This is a genomic window from Alistipes sp. 56_sp_Nov_56_25 (genome assembly GCF_001915285.1).
GTDB lineage: Bacteria > Bacteroidota > Bacteroidia > Bacteroidales > Rikenellaceae > Alistipes > Alistipes shahii.
This window is the reverse complement of sequence record NZ_MNQF01000002.1, coordinates 228,118-244,115: the sequence shown is the minus strand read 5'-3', so window position 1 is coordinate 244,115 and position 15,998 is coordinate 228,118. Positions and strand designations below refer to the sequence as shown.

17 protein-coding genes are annotated in these 15,998 nt (G+C 45.7%); 9 read left to right on the top strand and 8 right to left on the bottom strand.

The genetic code is table 11. The features are described from left to right. Window positions 1–120 precede the first annotated feature (120 nt). The 6 genes from BHV64_RS01775 to BHV64_RS01750 all read left to right on the top strand — a co-directional run bounded on the left by BHV64_RS01775 (window position 121) and on the right by BHV64_RS01750 (window position 5,778). Window positions 121–444 (top strand): hypothetical protein, encoded by a 324-nt coding sequence (locus BHV64_RS01775; RefSeq protein ID WP_254886416.1) that lies wholly within the window; start codon window positions 121–123, stop codon window positions 442–444. Between the two features lie 103 nt (window positions 445–547). After that, window positions 548–1,753, top strand: a complete 1,206-nt coding sequence (locus BHV64_RS01770) for a site-specific integrase (protein WP_217727802.1) — start codon at window positions 548–550, stop codon at window positions 1,751–1,753. 938 nt (window positions 1,754–2,691) lie between these two features. Beyond that, entirely contained in the window at window positions 2,692–2,895 is a 204-nt protein-coding gene (locus BHV64_RS13325) for a hypothetical protein (protein ID WP_288115521.1), read from the top strand. Between the two features lie 349 nt (window positions 2,896–3,244). Beyond that, window positions 3,245–4,357, top strand: a complete 1,113-nt coding sequence (locus BHV64_RS01760) for a glycosyltransferase family 4 protein (RefSeq protein WP_288115520.1) — start codon at window positions 3,245–3,247, stop codon at window positions 4,355–4,357. 22 nt (window positions 4,358–4,379) lie between these two features. Further along, entirely contained in the window at window positions 4,380–5,282 is a 903-nt protein-coding gene (locus tag BHV64_RS01755; RefSeq protein WP_217727800.1) for an NAD-dependent epimerase/dehydratase family protein, read from the top strand. Between the two features lie 166 nt (window positions 5,283–5,448). Next, window positions 5,449–5,778, top strand: a complete 330-nt coding sequence (locus BHV64_RS01750; protein WP_217727799.1) for an acyltransferase family protein — start codon at window positions 5,449–5,451, stop codon at window positions 5,776–5,778. A 490-nt stretch (window positions 5,779–6,268) separates the two neighbouring features. Here BHV64_RS01750 and BHV64_RS01745 read toward each other — a convergent pair whose 3' ends face one another. Both BHV64_RS01745 and BHV64_RS13320 read right to left on the bottom strand, forming a co-directional pair. Beyond that, window positions 6,269–6,604, bottom strand: coding sequence for a DeoR family transcriptional regulator (locus BHV64_RS01745; protein WP_217727798.1), 336 nt, complete (start codon window positions 6,602–6,604; stop codon window positions 6,269–6,271). After that, window positions 6,588–6,773, bottom strand: coding sequence for a transposase-like zinc-binding domain-containing protein (locus BHV64_RS13320; RefSeq protein ID WP_418884094.1), 186 nt, complete (start codon window positions 6,771–6,773; stop codon window positions 6,588–6,590). Before BHV64_RS13320 ends, BHV64_RS01745 begins: the two co-directional genes overlap by 17 nt. Before the next feature lie 193 nt (window positions 6,774–6,966). Here BHV64_RS13320 and BHV64_RS01740 point away from each other — a divergent pair, with 193 nt between their 5' ends. Then, the gene (locus tag BHV64_RS01740; RefSeq protein ID WP_217727797.1) at window positions 6,967–8,001 is read left to right on the top strand and encodes an MraY family glycosyltransferase; all 1,035 of its coding nucleotides are present in this window, start codon (window positions 6,967–6,969) and stop codon (window positions 7,999–8,001) included. A 675-nt stretch (window positions 8,002–8,676) separates the two neighbouring features. Here the strand turns inward: BHV64_RS01740 and BHV64_RS01735 are convergent. Continuing rightward, complete coding sequence (locus BHV64_RS01735) at window positions 8,677–10,065, bottom strand: transposase (RefSeq protein WP_004328501.1); 1,389 nt, start codon at window positions 10,063–10,065, stop codon at window positions 8,677–8,679. Between the two features lie 155 nt (window positions 10,066–10,220). Here BHV64_RS01735 and BHV64_RS01730 point away from each other — a divergent pair, with 155 nt between their 5' ends. Together BHV64_RS01730 and BHV64_RS01725 are read left to right on the top strand one after the other, a co-directional pair. Further along, window positions 10,221–10,733, top strand: a complete 513-nt coding sequence (locus tag BHV64_RS01730; protein ID WP_254886414.1) for a WbuC family cupin fold metalloprotein — start codon at window positions 10,221–10,223, stop codon at window positions 10,731–10,733. A gap of 832 nt (window positions 10,734–11,565) precedes the next feature. Then, the gene (locus BHV64_RS01725) at window positions 11,566–11,955 is read left to right on the top strand and encodes a glycoside hydrolase domain-containing protein (RefSeq protein WP_178846270.1); all 390 of its coding nucleotides are present in this window, start codon (window positions 11,566–11,568) and stop codon (window positions 11,953–11,955) included. A gap of 472 nt (window positions 11,956–12,427) precedes the next feature. Here BHV64_RS01725 and BHV64_RS01720 read toward each other — a convergent pair whose 3' ends face one another. From BHV64_RS01720 to BHV64_RS01700, 5 genes are all read right to left on the bottom strand, one after another. Next, complete coding sequence (locus BHV64_RS01720) at window positions 12,428–12,949, bottom strand: hypothetical protein (protein WP_022061742.1); 522 nt, start codon at window positions 12,947–12,949, stop codon at window positions 12,428–12,430. Then, the gene (locus BHV64_RS01715; RefSeq protein ID WP_015546684.1) at window positions 12,942–13,244 is read right to left on the bottom strand and encodes a TRL-like family protein; all 303 of its coding nucleotides are present in this window, start codon (window positions 13,242–13,244) and stop codon (window positions 12,942–12,944) included. The genes BHV64_RS01720 and BHV64_RS01715 overlap by 8 nt, the downstream gene beginning before the upstream one ends. Before the next feature lies 1 nt (window position 13,245). After that, window positions 13,246–13,791, bottom strand: a complete 546-nt coding sequence (gene def / locus BHV64_RS01710; protein WP_015546683.1) for a peptide deformylase — start codon at window positions 13,789–13,791, stop codon at window positions 13,246–13,248. Between the two features lie 134 nt (window positions 13,792–13,925). After that, complete coding sequence (gene ruvX, locus BHV64_RS01705; protein ID WP_022061741.1) at window positions 13,926–14,345, bottom strand: Holliday junction resolvase RuvX; 420 nt, start codon at window positions 14,343–14,345, stop codon at window positions 13,926–13,928. Window position 14,346: 1 nt separating this feature from the next. Next, a complete protein-coding gene (locus BHV64_RS01700; RefSeq protein ID WP_015546682.1) occupies window positions 14,347–15,891 on the bottom strand; it encodes a glycine--tRNA ligase in 1,545 nt (514 codons plus the stop codon). Window positions 15,892–15,998 lie beyond the last annotated feature (107 nt).

Genomic DNA, 15,998 nt, shown 5'->3' with positions numbered 1-15,998 from the left:
TCGGAAGGCATATGTAAACTTATATCAGGACAATATTTTTTGAACCAAAATGTTTATCTTTAATTATCAATCACTGTAAACCTTTTTCAGGACGGGACATGCCCCGAGACGGTTGTAATATTGCACCGGGAACCAACCCGGCCCCGGAAACCTGAAACTGCGAGTTACAAATACTCTTCCCGGCTCAATGAAGAGCAGCATATCGGTTTCAACGAACTGCTCTCAAAGGTCAGATCGGAGCAAAACCGCAGCTGCTTTATCGTCAAACGCATCTTCGGCGAGGAGTTTGTCGTCATTAAACGCACCCTCTCGAAGACACGGATCGTCGCCCGTTTGAACGACTTTTATTTCCAGTTTCAGAAACCGAAGATACGGTCTTCAATGAATATGCCTGACGGTATTTATACTTCTGCTGCCATGTTAATGACGCTCCTCATACAGTAACCCGCTCTGATAGATTGTTCGGCCGACAGTCTTGTCGGAGTCAAATATAGAATTGCACGCTTGCTCGTTACCTTGGCCCGTCAACTTTAACAACAACAAACGTATGGCAACCGTAAAAGTAATATTCCGGGCCTCGTCCGTTGCGGATCGTGAAGGCCGACTGTTTTATCAGATAATCCATAACCGCGTAACCCGGCAAATCAGCACCGGTTATAAACTGTTTCCGTCGGAATGGGACGGGCTGTATGCGGGAGGACTTTTATTGAACAGCAAAGGCAAGCGACACGCTTATCTTGCGACATTGAAGAGCCGAATTGCGGAAGACAAAGCCCGCTTGGAGTGTCTTGTCGCCCGGTTGGATCGTGCCGGCGAAAGTTACACCGTCGGGGATGTGGTGAAATTGTATCTTACACCCTCGAATCGAGAGGATTTTTTCACTTTTACCCGGATGCTTATTGGACAGTTGAGACAAGTAGGTAAAACGCACACTGCCGAGCGGTATGTGACAGTCATGAATAGTTTCGGACGTTTTCGCAGGGAAAACGAGCTACTTTGGGAAGAAGTGGATTCCGACCTAATGGTCGAGTACGAAACTTATCTCAAATCGAGAGGCGTATGTCCGAATACCTCTTCCTACTACATGCGGGGACTGCGGGCCATTTACAACCGGGCCGTCGAAAAAGGAATGACCGTACAGCGCGAGCCGTTCAAGTATGTTTACACGGGCATAGACAAAACCATTAAACGGGCCGTACCCTTGAAAGTTATTCGTCAGATTCGAGATCTGGACCTGACACTGTTTCCGACGATGGATTTTGCACGCGACATCTTCATGTTTTCATTCTACACCCGGGGCATGTCCTTTATCGACATGGCTTACTTGAAAAAGAAAGATCTGCAAGGCGGAACTCTTTCCTACCGCAGACAGAAGACGGGGCAGCAATTGTTCGTCAAATGGGAGAAACCCATGCAGGAAATCGTCGACAAATACAATACGAACGGGACTCCTTATCTGCTGCCGATAATCCGGGACATGAATGCCGACATTCGCCGGCAGTATAAGAACGCCGCGCATCTGGTAAACGATAAGTTGAAGAAACTGGGCGAGAAATTGGGACTGACCGTTCCCCTGACCAGTTACGTCGCCCGCCACGGATGGGCATCCATCGCCAGGAGCAGAAACATTCCGCTTGCGATTATCAGCGAAGCAATGGGGCACGATTCGGAGAAGACCACGCGGATCTATCTCGCCTCTTTGGACACCACCTCCGTGGACAAGGCGAACAGCCGAATTCTGAAAGCCCTGTAAACATTAAAGGGGCTTACTTTGGGAATAGTATCAAAAATCTCCTTCAAAAGATATATCTCTTGAAGGAGATGCTCTTTTTGTCGAATTGAGCCGTTTGTAGATTCCTTTTTTTGCAGAAGTCGGCTATCGCATATTGATAGTTGGAGAAATAAGCTACGAATAAGTCTTCGAAATAAACCGGGGATTTTAATCGACAAATACAAGTTCTCTTTGCAAGAGAAATAGTACATCGTTACAAAGTTATGAAAAATATGGGATACAGCAATAGAATCCGATGAAAAATAGAATTATCGACCTCTTTCCAGTTCAATAAATGTTAAGCAGATGCAGTGATTTGTTGTGCAAATCCAGGCTTTGGCTGATGTAAGATGTTAATAATAAAATATTTTTCGCTCTGCCATTTCTCTTGCAAAGAGATATATCGTTAATGGGATCCACCAAAGGAAATCGTAAGCAGCCTGTAATCGGTAAGAACGGAGCGGAGCGGCGTTTTCGATGAACGATTCCAACTGATCGGTAGGGAGAGGCGAAAGATAAATTGTTGTGCAACAGACTACTTCTCTCTGTAAGAGAAATATTAACGGACGCAAAGTTATGCAATTTAATGGAAATAACGACCTAAAACAGATGGAATTTTCGTCTGCCGGACTTGCCAAAAGGTTTCTGCCCAACAAATGTTGCTCAAATGAACAGTCTTTTGAGTGTAATTTCCGCTTGTTTCCCAGATAGTTATAACCAATTACATCCATCACTCTTTCTCTTACAGAGAGAAAGAGCGTAAAATAAGTAGAATATTTTTTGCGGATTTGCGGATTTGCGGAATAAATGAATGATTATTCCGGCAGAGATAAATATAAACGACTGTAATACATGCCAATATGCAATTTGGCATGAACTAAAGATATGCGCCCTGATTGAAAAAACGGGCATAAGTATGTATGGATATCGCCTCGCCCAATACAGAAGAAGTCACGACCGCCCGCTGGTTCGTCATGCGGGCCTACAAAAGTGAAAAAAGAGCGGAGGAGAAACTCAAAGGTAAAGATGGTTTGGAATATTTTAAACAAGTTGCAGAGATTGAAGATTATGGTTATATCCTACTGAATCAACAATGGAAAAAAGCGTGGGGGGGGGTTATATAGACCTGCTAACACCCGCAATGACGGATCAAAATCACGTGAGAGTCTTTACCGACGATAATCGTTATATCAGCCAAGATTGTCGGCATCTAACTCCTGCTGGAGCTCAATGGTATGCCCAAATACTTGATTGGAAGAATATTTTCAAAGAAAAACAGCCTAGATATCAATAAATAGTAAGCAATACCTTACATAACAATACGAATATTGTCATTCTGTTTTATCATTTGGCATGCCCTCAATAGAAAAATTGAACATTTTGCAACTTAATGCCTTCAGACGGAATTAAAGAATAACAATGAAAAAGCGGCTTACAACCATTATACAATGTTAATATATTTAAACAATAATAATGGAACAACCTATCCAACGACTCTGGATTGTAACAGAATTATTTCCACCAGACGAGACATCGACGAGCTATATTTTGGGAGAAATTGCCAATGCAATGGCAAAGAAGTATTGCGTGGGAGTAATCTGCGGTCCGGAAATATATGATAAACGTAAGGCGTTAGATATCAACAACAAGTTCAATTTAGACGAAAGTATCGAGGTACATCGAGCAAAGGGAGCCGACTTGGACAAAAATACAACGAAAGGCAAAATCCTCTCATTTCTGCTAATGAGCCAAAGAATGATAGCTCTAGTTAAGCAGTATGTGGGCCAAGGCGACAAAGTACTAATGGTAACAAACCCAGCGCCACTGGTATTACTAATGAGCAGACAGAAGCGCAGGCTTAAATTTGAGTGGCATATACTCGTGCATGACGTTTTTCCAGAAAACACCATCCCCGCAGGCCTTAAAATGCCAATGTACAATTTTATTAAACGACTATTTGATAAAGCATACTCTAAAGCAGATCAACTCATCGCATTAGGTCGCGATATGCATTCAGTCCTAAAAGAAAAAGTTGAGAATGGTTCGAAAAGTAAAGGATCTTTGCCATGTATTACTATTATTGAAAATTGGGCGGACATAGATAACATCAGACCTCAACCCATGCCGGAAGGTAAAATTATATTGGAGTATGCTGGTAATATTGGACGAGTGCAAGGATTAGATAAGATCATTGAACGTTTGCCTAGCGATGTGGAACTGCATCTATATGGCACCGGTTCAATGGAAAATAATTTGAAAAAATTGAAACATCCTCATGTATTCTTTCACGGTCCATACTTCCGCAGTCAGCAAAACAAAATATTAGCAGCGTGCCACATTGCCATTGTGACATTACAAGATGGCATGTATGGATTAGGTGTACCATCAAAGACCTATAACATTCTAGCATCTGGCAGACCTATAATGTATATTGGGCCAAAAAACAGTGAGATTGACTTACTTGTACGCGATGAACAAATCGGTTATTGCGGTTGGCCAAATAGATGGTATATGGATGAACTGAAGTCTATGGGATTGAAGGCTCGCGAAGTAGCGGAAAAAAATATTCCAAGACAATTATTTTAAACAAATTTCTTGAAACCATATAATGGAAAAACTCCTTTTTACTGGTGGTACCGGATTTTTAGGCAAGAATGTAATGCCCCTACTTAAAACACAATATGATGTAACTACATGTGGCATTACTCCAGATGATATGATTAAAGTGAATCTTGCAAAAGAGGTTCCAGCACTTAATGAGCATTATGACGTAGTATTGCATGCTTGCGGGAAGGCGCATATGTTACCCAAAACAGAAACAGAGAAACAGGAATTCTTTGACGTAAATTATCAGGGAACAATAAATTTATGCACGGCTCTGGAGAAGATTGGCTCGCCTAAGGCATTGATATTCATTAGCACTGTAGCAGTATATGGATGTGAATATGGAGAGTTAATTACAGAGAATCACCCACTTAATGGAGACACGCCATATGCTAAGAGCAAAATTATGGCTGAGAAGTACTTAATAAAATGGAGTAAGGAACAAAACGTAACTCTTAGCATTCTACGGCCATCACTCCTTGCGGGCAAAGATGCACCAGGGAATTTGGGAGCAATGGTAAATGGCATAAAAAAGGGATACTACATGAACATTGCAGGCGGTAAGGTTGTGAAAAGTATTTTAATGGCAGAGGACATTGCCAATATCTTACCTGCTTTGGTAAAAAAGGGTGGAATTTACAATGTGTGTGATACTCGGCAACCTTCATTCGGGGAATTATCAAAATCTGTGGCACGTCAGTTAGGAAAGCACAAGCCGATTTCTATTCCATATTGGATGGCATGGTGCATGGCTAAAATAGGCGACATGTTTGGTTCAAAAGCTCCTATTAATAGCTATAAACTAGATAAAATGACAAAAAGCCTCACTTTCAGCAATAAAAAAGCCTGTAAAGAATTAAAATGGGAACCTTTAGATGTACTTAAAAACTTAAAAACGGAAAAGTGACTTCTTCTTTTTCAATAGCGTCTCATTCTTCACCGATAAGCTAACTTTCTCAGAACATAGCAACGTATATTGTGAGAAACTTGAAAATTAAGAAAGCATTGGAATAAATATGAGAGCGAAGCTTGGCTGATAAGGTAATAAAAAAGAAGTAATATAATTCAAAATAATGGTAAAATTAGGAGAATTATCAATATTCCGTACCGAGTTAATGGGAATAAGCGCATTACTCATACTTATCTGTCATTTGTATGGCTATGTGGATTTATCAGTAACAGTGCAATATATTCTTTCATTGGGAAATATTGGTGTTGACTGTTTCCTATTTCTTTCGGGAGTAGGTATGTGGAATAGTCTTTTAAAAGTTAAGAGCAGAGAGATTAAATATTGGTATATTAATCGATATTTAAAGTTATTCATTCCATACCTTACAGTAATTTTACCTTTGGGCATTTTGGGTGATAAACGGCAACCGTCAAGTTCAAGGATAGCCATTTAATTCCCCCCCCCACACAGCACTCGAACTGTAACTTCCGAAGGTCGTATATCCCAGTGACGGTGCTTGTCTAATAATGCCTTTTGATATTATTCATCCAGAAATTTCTTGCGATGTTCCCTGCAGATTCCACTGTGTATTCGGATTTTGCTCTTCTGGTCGGAAAACAGTCCTTCAAGCGCGTTGTTCGTGTTCGGGAGTCCTGTTTCTGGTCTGTCATAGAAAGTCCCTAACAAAGGCATGTTACGCTTTACGCTCAGGTACGCACTGTGCAGCCTCGGGCGCATATACGGAGGTGTCTTCTTCTTGATAAACTTGTCGTGAATGCGTTCGTTTAGGATGTCCTGATATTTTTCGTACCAGTCGTTGAAGGCTCCAATAAAGCTCTCCTTATCAGTTCTGGTTATGGTATTCGCCAAGTCCAACAGGTCTTTGGACGCTTCAAGGTCAGGGGCCTGTGTAGGTACCGACGGATGATAAGCATCTGATGGAACTAGCACATCTGGACAGGAACGGGCTTCAGGGCCAGTGGTAGCCCTTTTATCTCGTCTATCACGGCCCCATATATGCGGAAGCCGTTGTCCTTAAGCCAATCCACTCCTTCCACATATTGCGCAATGGTCTCGTGATGTACATATTTATGCCATAGGACTTTCCCGCGTACGGCGTCACGGATGACCATAAGACCGAAGCCACGCCCCCAATAGGTCGTATCCATCTGGATGGTTACATCCTTGTATCTGAATGCCTTGCGGATATACCGTATTTCCTCCAGGTCTCGGCGGATTGTTTTTTCGCTGACTCCGTACTTGTTAGCAAGTTGCACCAAGGTTTGCTTGCCCTCTACATAATCCGTTATGACATGTGATTTGTTCCGACGTATGCCCGTCGAAGCGGCGTTCGCAATCCTTGCATTTATATCTCTGAGTGCGGGCTTTCAGACCATTGAGGACTACATTTTTAGCACCACAGAAAAAGCATTTTTTTAAGCATATCAATGATAATATTCACAAAGATATGTAAATCAATTTATTGAAAGGTTTTTATCACCCCAAATGTCCAACCCGCCAGTTATGCATATTTTTAATCTTCGGCCTAAAATATATCTATAATTAGCAATTGCTATTTTTTATATTAGGGAATAGGTAATTGCAGCATTGCATCATCTAAAATACGACTACCTAAAAAGTTATGAATACATACCTAATTTATGGAATCATCCTTGTAATTCTTCTCATCTTAGAGTTATTGTACTTCACGATTGCTGACAAATTTGATATCATTGATAAACCAAATGAAAGGAGCAGTCACTCATCAATAGTACGACGAGGAGGAGGGATTATTTTTCTGTTGGGGGCTTGGATATGGAGCATAGTCTTCGGTTTCCAGTATCCGTTTTTCCTGGCAGCTGTAACATTAGCAGCCGGGATCAGTTTCATTGATGATATTCATTCTCTTCCAGATTCAGCCAGACTTATAGTTCAATTCGCGGCAATGGGCTTACTCGTCTGGCAACTTTTCATCATGGCCGGAAACAATTCTTTTATCCAAACATCTGACTTATGGATAAAGATAGGCTTCATTGCTATGGCTCTTGTAGTATGTGTAGGTGCAACTAACATCTATAACTTCATGGATGGAATTAATGGTATTACTGCCTGTTATTCTGCAGCAGTACTTTTGCCACTCTTACTTGTTAATAGAACATATAATTTTGTAGATACATCTTTTCTGCTAATCATTTTGTTGGCAGTAATAGTATTTTCATTTTTCAATTTCAGGCCAAGAGGCAAGGCAAAATGCTTTGCAGGAGATGTAGGAAGCGTTGGAATAGCATTTATACTTTTGTTTGCCATCGGAGCATTGATAGTTAAAACTGGTGATATCACATGGCTTATATTCCTGCTTGTATATGGTGTGGATGGGTGTCTGACTATATGTCACAGGATTCTTCTACATGAAAATCTTGGACAGGCTCACCGTAAACACGTCTATCAACTTATGGCTAATGAGCTGAAAATAAGCCACCCCGTGGTATCTCTGACATATGCAATCGTTCAATTGGCGGTATCTATAGGATTTATATATTTGATACCCAACAATGTTTATGCACATTGGATATATTTATCATGCGTTTTTGCATTGTTAAGCGTTATGTATATATTATTCAAGAAGAAATATTACCATCTCCACGAAGAATATTTAAGGAATTCATCAAAAAGATGATTCTTGCAATAATATTCATTAACAAACCGGATTTATAGAATCAAATCTGAACATTCTGTTACAGAGACAGAAAATCGTACCTTAATAACAGTCCTCTACAGTTTGAATGGCTACTATGACATCAATATCAAGGAACTGATATTTGACAAATCGAAAAAAGTCACAAACCGCAAGCTAGCTATTTCTGGATGGGAACGCTTTAATGGCCTTGATAAGCAATAGGGAGTCTTCACGGTGTGACTATTGCTGCATATCGGGGTGGAAATTGTCGCTCATCGTAAACGGTTGTAAACCTTTGTCAACTCCCTGCACGATGTGACAAAAAATAAGCCCCGCAAATTCTCCACGTCAGAAATATGTCTCAAAAATATGTGGAAATTTGGGAAGCATCAAAAAGCAGCCGAAAAGTGTTAAATATTAGAATGTACTGACAATTAAAGGTTTGTGATTGGATATTTCTGATTGGTTTTGGTTGTTATACGCTTCTAAATACTATTAAAATAGGGATAGTCATTTAATTCCTTCAATTTGAGTTAACCAGCAGACTTTCCCTTATTTTTCCGATCATACTCATCGTTTTTTATATCATCGGCTCTGTTTTTAGGGCCGATTTTTTCATTTTCAGTCACGTCTGGAGCTACCACTCCCGTAAAGTCGTGTTCCATGCGTGGAACATCAGGCTGCAAGAGCTACTTGGACTGACTCTCGTCTTGCAAGGTTTACCACATTTGCTGTGTGGATACCGAAGAAGATCAGCATGATCTCTGTCGATTTTATCCTTGCAGCAATCTTTCGCAGACCATAATGCTCCTTCTGAGTTCCAAAAGAGCCTTCCATTGCTGTAGCTCGAACGCGTGCAAGTTCTCGTTTAGTAGCGTTCTTAACTTCATTCTTTCCAGTTCGTCCTTTCTGAGTGAATGAGGTTTCAATACCATTCTCCTTGCAGAAAGTTCTGTTGTCATTACCCGAGTAACCCTGGTCGCCACCTATCTTTTTTACATCAACGCCTGTAAGTTTCTTCGACAATGACACACAGTGCTTAAGTCTCGTTCCTTCATTGAATGCATTGAATGATAGCTTCTCAATAAACGATATTCCGTCAATCAATATGTTGTTGCACTTCGCTCCAAATTCGACTATCTTGGTCTCCTTGCCTCTGACTATCGGTCTGATGTAAGGCTTGCTGAGACTTACAATACGGTTAGGGATACTCTCACGAGAGTCACCACTCTTGAAGTGGTTCTTCTGCTGACGATATACCCTTGTGACAGTCTCAAGCATATCCAACTGCTTGTAATTCAATAGTTCTTCATCCGGATGGACGCGCATCTGTCTGCGGATTTCTCCCAGTATCTTGCCCAGCAATGCAAGCAGTCTCATTATCATCTTTCTGGTCTGCTTATGAGTATGTTTGCGCTGCTTCCTATATGCCAGGTTCGCCTTGTCGATATCATTGTACTTTGTTCTCATTCGATGCTCACCAAGCTGAGAACTGATACCGCACATCATCTTGTATGCTCTATCTACACATTCCCAAAGCAACTTCACGTCAGTTGGAAAGCGCATCAGGCTTTCATAGCAGCTGGCATCTGTATAGACAGTATCAAGGTTCTTCATGTACGGCTTCCATGCATCTGCAAGTACCTTCTGCTGCTCCTGAATCTTCAGTTTCTTGGACAATTCTACCAGAATGCTGTCGATCAGCTTGTAGTTTGTCAACTGGTTCTCAGGACTGATCCTGATCCCGCAGAAGATCTGATAATGGATGTTTCCATTCAACGCATCCATCAGCTTCGGAGCTGACAATCCTGTATACATCTTCAAGAACGCCAACGCCACCTTGCCCTCAGGTGTGAAGAAGGACTTTCGTCCTCGCTTCACTCTCAAACTCTTCGGCTTCTCTTCTACTAAACCGAACGATATCGCCATCTCTCGAAGAGGAAGAAGTGACTTGATCCGTCCAAGTTCCGATGTTTTGAAGCTCTCTTCGTATCGCTGATAAAAATCAAACTCTGTAAATGCAATCTCTTGCTGAATGTCAGATAAATTTCGTACTTTTGCCATGAGTTATTTTTGCTCATTTCCTCCGAAAGTCACTTTTCCAGGGTGTTCGGAGGAATTTTTAATTCCTGTAGCTAAGATATGAAATTTTTTATCACATTGACAATCAATTTGTTATAATTTTAAGCCTATTTCGCGACTGTCCCTAAAATATATAGTTGGCTGGAAATCTCAGCGTTATAGCAGTATTAAAACTGATTGATGGATATACAGCCCCCCATCATATAGATTCGGATGGTGTAAAAGAAAGAACTATAAGAATATTTTTCGAAAAAATTGATATGCGACTTGACAATAAATTATTTGACAGCATCCAGGAACAGGCAGAGGATTCACCTCGTCGCAGGATGAATTATGATTTGAGGACTTCTGCCGAAGATTCTTCCCAAAGGATGATCAATGTCTTGATGTCTGACACTGTCATTCCTATCCACCGGCATACGGATACTTCCGAGACAGTAGTCATCTGCCGTGGTGCTATCAGAGAGGAATTCTACGATGATCAGGGACATAAGACGGCTGAATTTATTCTTCGCGCCGGCGGAGACTGCCCTGCGATCCAAGTGCCCAAAGGAGTGTTCCACACTTCGGTCTGCCTCGAGGATGGCAGCGTCATCTTCGAAGCCAAAGACGGAGCCTATAAGCCAATCTCGCCTGAAGACGTTTTGTAGAACTCGACCTGTCTTATTTTTATCTACCCATCTCCTTTCCCTCCCAACAAACTCCAACACAAAGAACAAGCAAAAAATAAAGGATTGAATTCCCCAGGATCAAAGACCTGTGAAATTCAATCCTCCTTTTTCGGCAGGAATTATCAGTTCCGGCCACCTACGATTTCACCACCAATATCAACCGGGACCTGATCCGGATTGGAATTGATAATCAGCGACAGCGTATGCTGCCGACCAACCTTGAACTGGAATGTATCTTCCTGCAAATAAGATACATTATTGACTACAACCTCTAATAAAAGGACGGCGCGACTCAAGAAGTTGCGGGACGACAATGGCTTCATAAGTCGCATTGTCGACCTTTCGGGTTTTGATCATCGCCATCTCGACGAAAATATCTTTCGTGACGGCTCCAGTCGTAAAATCGGTGGTTGCTGTCGGTACGACGCTATGGACGTAGACCGTTGCATTGTCCGGCAACTCTCCTTCCTACGACAAGCCCTTAACGAGTTTAATGCCCAAACTTGCTGCATCGGTGCGAGAACTGCAGGGTCACGGTCTGTACCGACTGATCGACACCTTCCGTTTTTGTTCACAGAAAGTCCGATGCCTCATAACCGCCCAATTGGTCGCCTATCCGTATCGTACAGTTCGTTACAGAATGAATATTTAGTCATTGCTGTGGTCGAGGAGGGCAAATTGAAAGCTTCACATTCGAAAGCTTGGAGCAAAGTGACTCAGAGTGGATGATTTGAGTATGTATTGCATTATTTCCCTGTAGTACATTGGTTAAAAGGCTTCTTACTAATCAGATTTACAAGTTTTTTGTGGTTTGAATCCGTTGGGAGTAATTGCAATTCCGACAACATTCCGGCTTCATTCACTTCATAATAACAAATATGGAACGGACCATTTCTATTCGACCAAGCCCGACGGTTATTGCAGCGACGAGGATAACGAACAGCCCTCGGCGTGGGATGTCTTCTCGGCTCTCGGGTTCTATCCCATGTGCCCCGGTGCAGACGAATACGCCGTCGGTTCGCCGCTGTTCCGAAAAGCGACAATTCACCTCGAAAACGACAATGACATTGAGATCGAAGCCTCGGAGAACTGCTTAGAAAACCGCTATGTCGGAAAAATAACTTTGAACGGTAATGTTCCGAAACAGCTGTTTATTGAATGCGCCGAACTTCTGAAAGGTCGGAAGTTCAGTTCGATATGAGATCTGAAAAATATGCCGTAAGATATAGGCAAAATTTAATATTCCATTGATCTTAAATTTGTAATACTTGGTAAATAATGCACGCAGCCGTTTTCAGCAAATTGGCCCGGTCTGCAAATTTTTCGTATCTTGTGATAGGTTATTTGAAATGCGGTATTTGAGCGCAATAAGTTGAAAATAAACCGTTGCTTTCTCGTTACCTATTATCCTATACAAAAATTTAACGACTCGATAAATCAAGTCGTTACATCCTTTTAATACCGCACCCTTTTGACGCCGGCGCACGAGGCTGGATGCATCGCTTCCGGCCCGCGCGACGCAGCGCCGTGCACCGAGAAACGACAACCCTCCGTTTTTGAGTGTCCCGAAGCGGATTTCGCCATAACGCAGTCCGGTCCGGACAGGAGATACAACCGCATTTCCCGTCCGGACCGGACAAAGCAGGGCGAAAGATGCCCGCGAGAACCGAAAACTACTGTTCGTTTACACGAATCATATCGAATATCCGATACCCTATCGGCGCGTAACTGCGCCATGCGGAGCGTTTGGCGCGATAAACGTACGGCTTTCCCCCGACGTAAACCGTCACCTCGGGCAAAGCCCGCTCGTCGAAGAAGCCGCAGAGTTCCGACCCGTCGGCATCGAAGGTGTACCGGTGCTTCCACTGCTTCTTTTCCGGTTCGAGGTAGAGTTTGTCCACCGGGCCGGACATCACCGCCGCATCCGCCGCGAAACGCACCGAATCGGCCGGCACGGCCTGCGCCATACGGCATGTGAAATTGATCGTGGCGCGCCCGCCGCGATGCTCCTTGTAGGTGATGTCGAAAGTCAGGTCGCCCGCTTCCCGGTTCTCGAAAAGCGTCACGGGAAAGGTGTGGTAGATCACCCCGTCGGTCTCGGCTTTCGAGACGTAATGGTTGCGGATATTCTGCGCCGGGAGCGTCGAGGCTCCGGCGATGCAGAGGGCAGCCGCCAGCAGGAGACGTTTAGTCACCGTAGACGATGATCGTGTAGATCGTGTAGACGCCGACATAGGACTTGGCCTGGTAGTCTACGTGGTGGATGCGCGTGATACCGGCTTCGCGGGCCGCAGCCTGGATGCTCGCATCGCCCAGGGCGACGACGCCTACATATCCCTTGGCCTCGGCCGTGCCGACCTTGCTCGACCCGGCGTTGCCCGTCACGGCCAGCCCGTCCTTCACATCGGTATAGATTCCGCCTACGAGGGGCGATTTGACGCATCCCGCCAGCATCATCGCGGCGAATGCAAAAGCGAAAAGTTTTTTCATGCTATCTGGTTTTATAGGCACAGCGGTATTTCCCCTTCGCAAGGTTCAGCAGCTTGCTCTTGAGCAACTGGCGGCGAAGCGGTGCGATCCGGTCGGTGAAGACCACGCCTTCGATGTGGTCGTATTCGTGCTGGATGACCCACGCCTTGAGTCCCGTGAACTCCTCGTCGTGCTCGACGAAGTCGGTGTCCATGTAGCGCATGCGGATCGACAGCGAGCGGGCCACGTCGGCATGAATCCCGGGGAACGAGAGGCAGCCCTCGTTATAGGTCTTCTTCTCCTCGGAAAATTCGTAAATCTCGGGATTGACGAAAGCGCGCTTGTAATCGGCGCACGACGGGTCCTCCTCGGCCCACGGAGTGCAGTCGACGATGAACAGACGAATGTCCTTGCCGATCTGGGGCGCAGCCAGTCCGACGCCTTCGGCCTCTTCGAGCGTGAGGAACATGTCCTCGGCGAGTTTTTTCACATCGGGGTAATCGGGCGCAATCGGCTCGCATTTGCGGCGCAGCACCTCATCTCCGTAAATTACAATCGGGTATATCATAACAAAATCTATAAACAATTTTTCGCAGGCAATCTTGCTTTCGCCCGCCGTTATCGCGGTCTACGACCGCGTTTACAAGTCTGACCCCACCCCAAAACCCTCCCTCGGGAGGGGCTTATCGCGTCGCGTCCGGATTATCGACAGGAAATGCTTTCCATATAGGACTGGAGGATAATCGTCGCCGAAATCTTATCCACCAACGCCTTGTCGCGGCGGGCCATCCTGCCGATGCCGCTTTCGAGCATCGTGCGGTGGGCCATCACCGAAGTAAAGCGTTCGTCGTAGAAAACCACCTCCTTGTCGGGCCACGCCCGCCGCAGGCGGCCGGCCAGCGGCTCGATGAATCGCCACGTCTCGGAGGGCGTGCCGTCCATCCGCGAAGGCTTCCCCACGACTATCGTACTAACGTCCTCCCGGGCGAAATATTTTGCCAGCCAGGCCTCCAGCCCCTTCGTCTCGACCGTCTCCAGCCCTCCGGCGATCAGGCGCAGGGGATCGCTCACGGCGATTCCCGTGCGCCGGGTCCCGTAGTCTATGGCAAGAATGCGTCCCAAATCAGAGGTTCAGCGTCCTGAACAACTTGCGGTAGGAGCACTCCTCGTCGACCATCGCGTGCAGCGACTCGATCTTGACGCGCTCCTGGGCCATCGTATCGCGGTGGCGGATCGTCACGGTCCCGTCCTCCAGCGTCTGGCCGTCGACCGTCACGCAGAACGGCGTACCGACGGCATCCTGACGGCGGTAACGCTTGCCGACGGAGTCTTTCTCGTCGTAAACGACATTGTAATCGTATTTCAGCAGGTCGACGATCTTCTGCGCCACTTCGGGCATGCCGTCCTTCTTCACCAGCGGCAGCACGGCCACCTTGACCGGAGCCAATGCGGGCGGGAATTTCAGCACGACGCGCGAATCGCCGCCTTCGAGCGTCTGCTCGGTATAGGCCGCCGACATCACCTGCAGGAACATGCGGTCCACGCCGATCGACGTCTCGACCACATAGGGTACATAGCTTTCACCCGTCTCCGGATCGAAGTACTGCAACTTCTTGCCCGAAAACTTCTGGTGGCTGCCCAGGTCGAAGTCCGTGCGCGAGTGGATGCCCTCGACCTCCTTGAACCCGAACGGGAAGTTGTATTCGATGTCCGTCGCGGCGTTGGCGTAGTGGGCCAGTTTATCGTGGTCGTGGAAGCGGTAGTCATCGTCGCCGAAGCCCAGCGCACGGTGCCAGGCCATGCGGGTGTTCTTCCACTCGTTCCACCACTTCATTTCGGTTCCGGGGCGCACGAAGAACTGCATCTCCATCTGCTCGAACTCGCGCATGCGGAAGATGAACTGACGGGCCACGATCTCGTTGCGGAAGGCCTTGCCGATCTGCGCAATGCCGAACGGGATTTTCATGCGCCCGGTTTTCTGGACGTTCAGGAAGTTGACGAAGATACCCTGCGCCGTCTCGGGACGCAGGTAGATGGTATTGGCGCCTTCGGCCGTAGAACCCATCTGGGTCGAAAACATCAGGTTGAACTGCCGCACCTCGGTCCAGTTGCGTGTGCCGGAGATCGGGCAGGCGATCTCGCAGTCGACGATGATCTGGCGCAGCTCCGCAAGGTCGTTGGCGTTCAGCGCATCGGCGAAACGCTTGTGCACCTCGTCGCGTTTGGCCGCGGTCTCCGCCACGCGCGGCGACGTTTCGCGGTATTTGGCCTCGTCGAACGACTCGCCGAAACGCTTGCGGGCCTTCTCGACCTCTTTTTCGATCTTTTCATCCTGTTTGGCCAGCCAGTCCTCGATCAGCACGTCGGCGCGGTAACGCTTCTTCGAATCCTTGTTGTCGATCAGCGGGTCGTTGAAGGCCGACACATGGCCCGAGGCCTCCCACGTCTTGGGATGCATGAAGATCGCGGCGTCGATGCCGACGATGTTCTCGTGCAGTTTGACCATCGAATCCCACCAATATCGCTTGATGTTGTTCTTCAACTCCACGCCGTTCTGACCGTAGTCGTACACGGCTCCCAGACCGTCGTAGATTTCGCTCGAAGGAAACACGAATCCGTACTCCTTGCAGTGCGCTACCAGCTTTTTGAAAAGTTCTTCCTGAGTCATCGTATTCTCTGTTGTTTACTGTTTTTCCAAATGACAAAAATACAAAATAAATGACAACAAGGGTCTTCGATCGGGATTTTATTTCTATATTTGTATCGGCAGCCTGC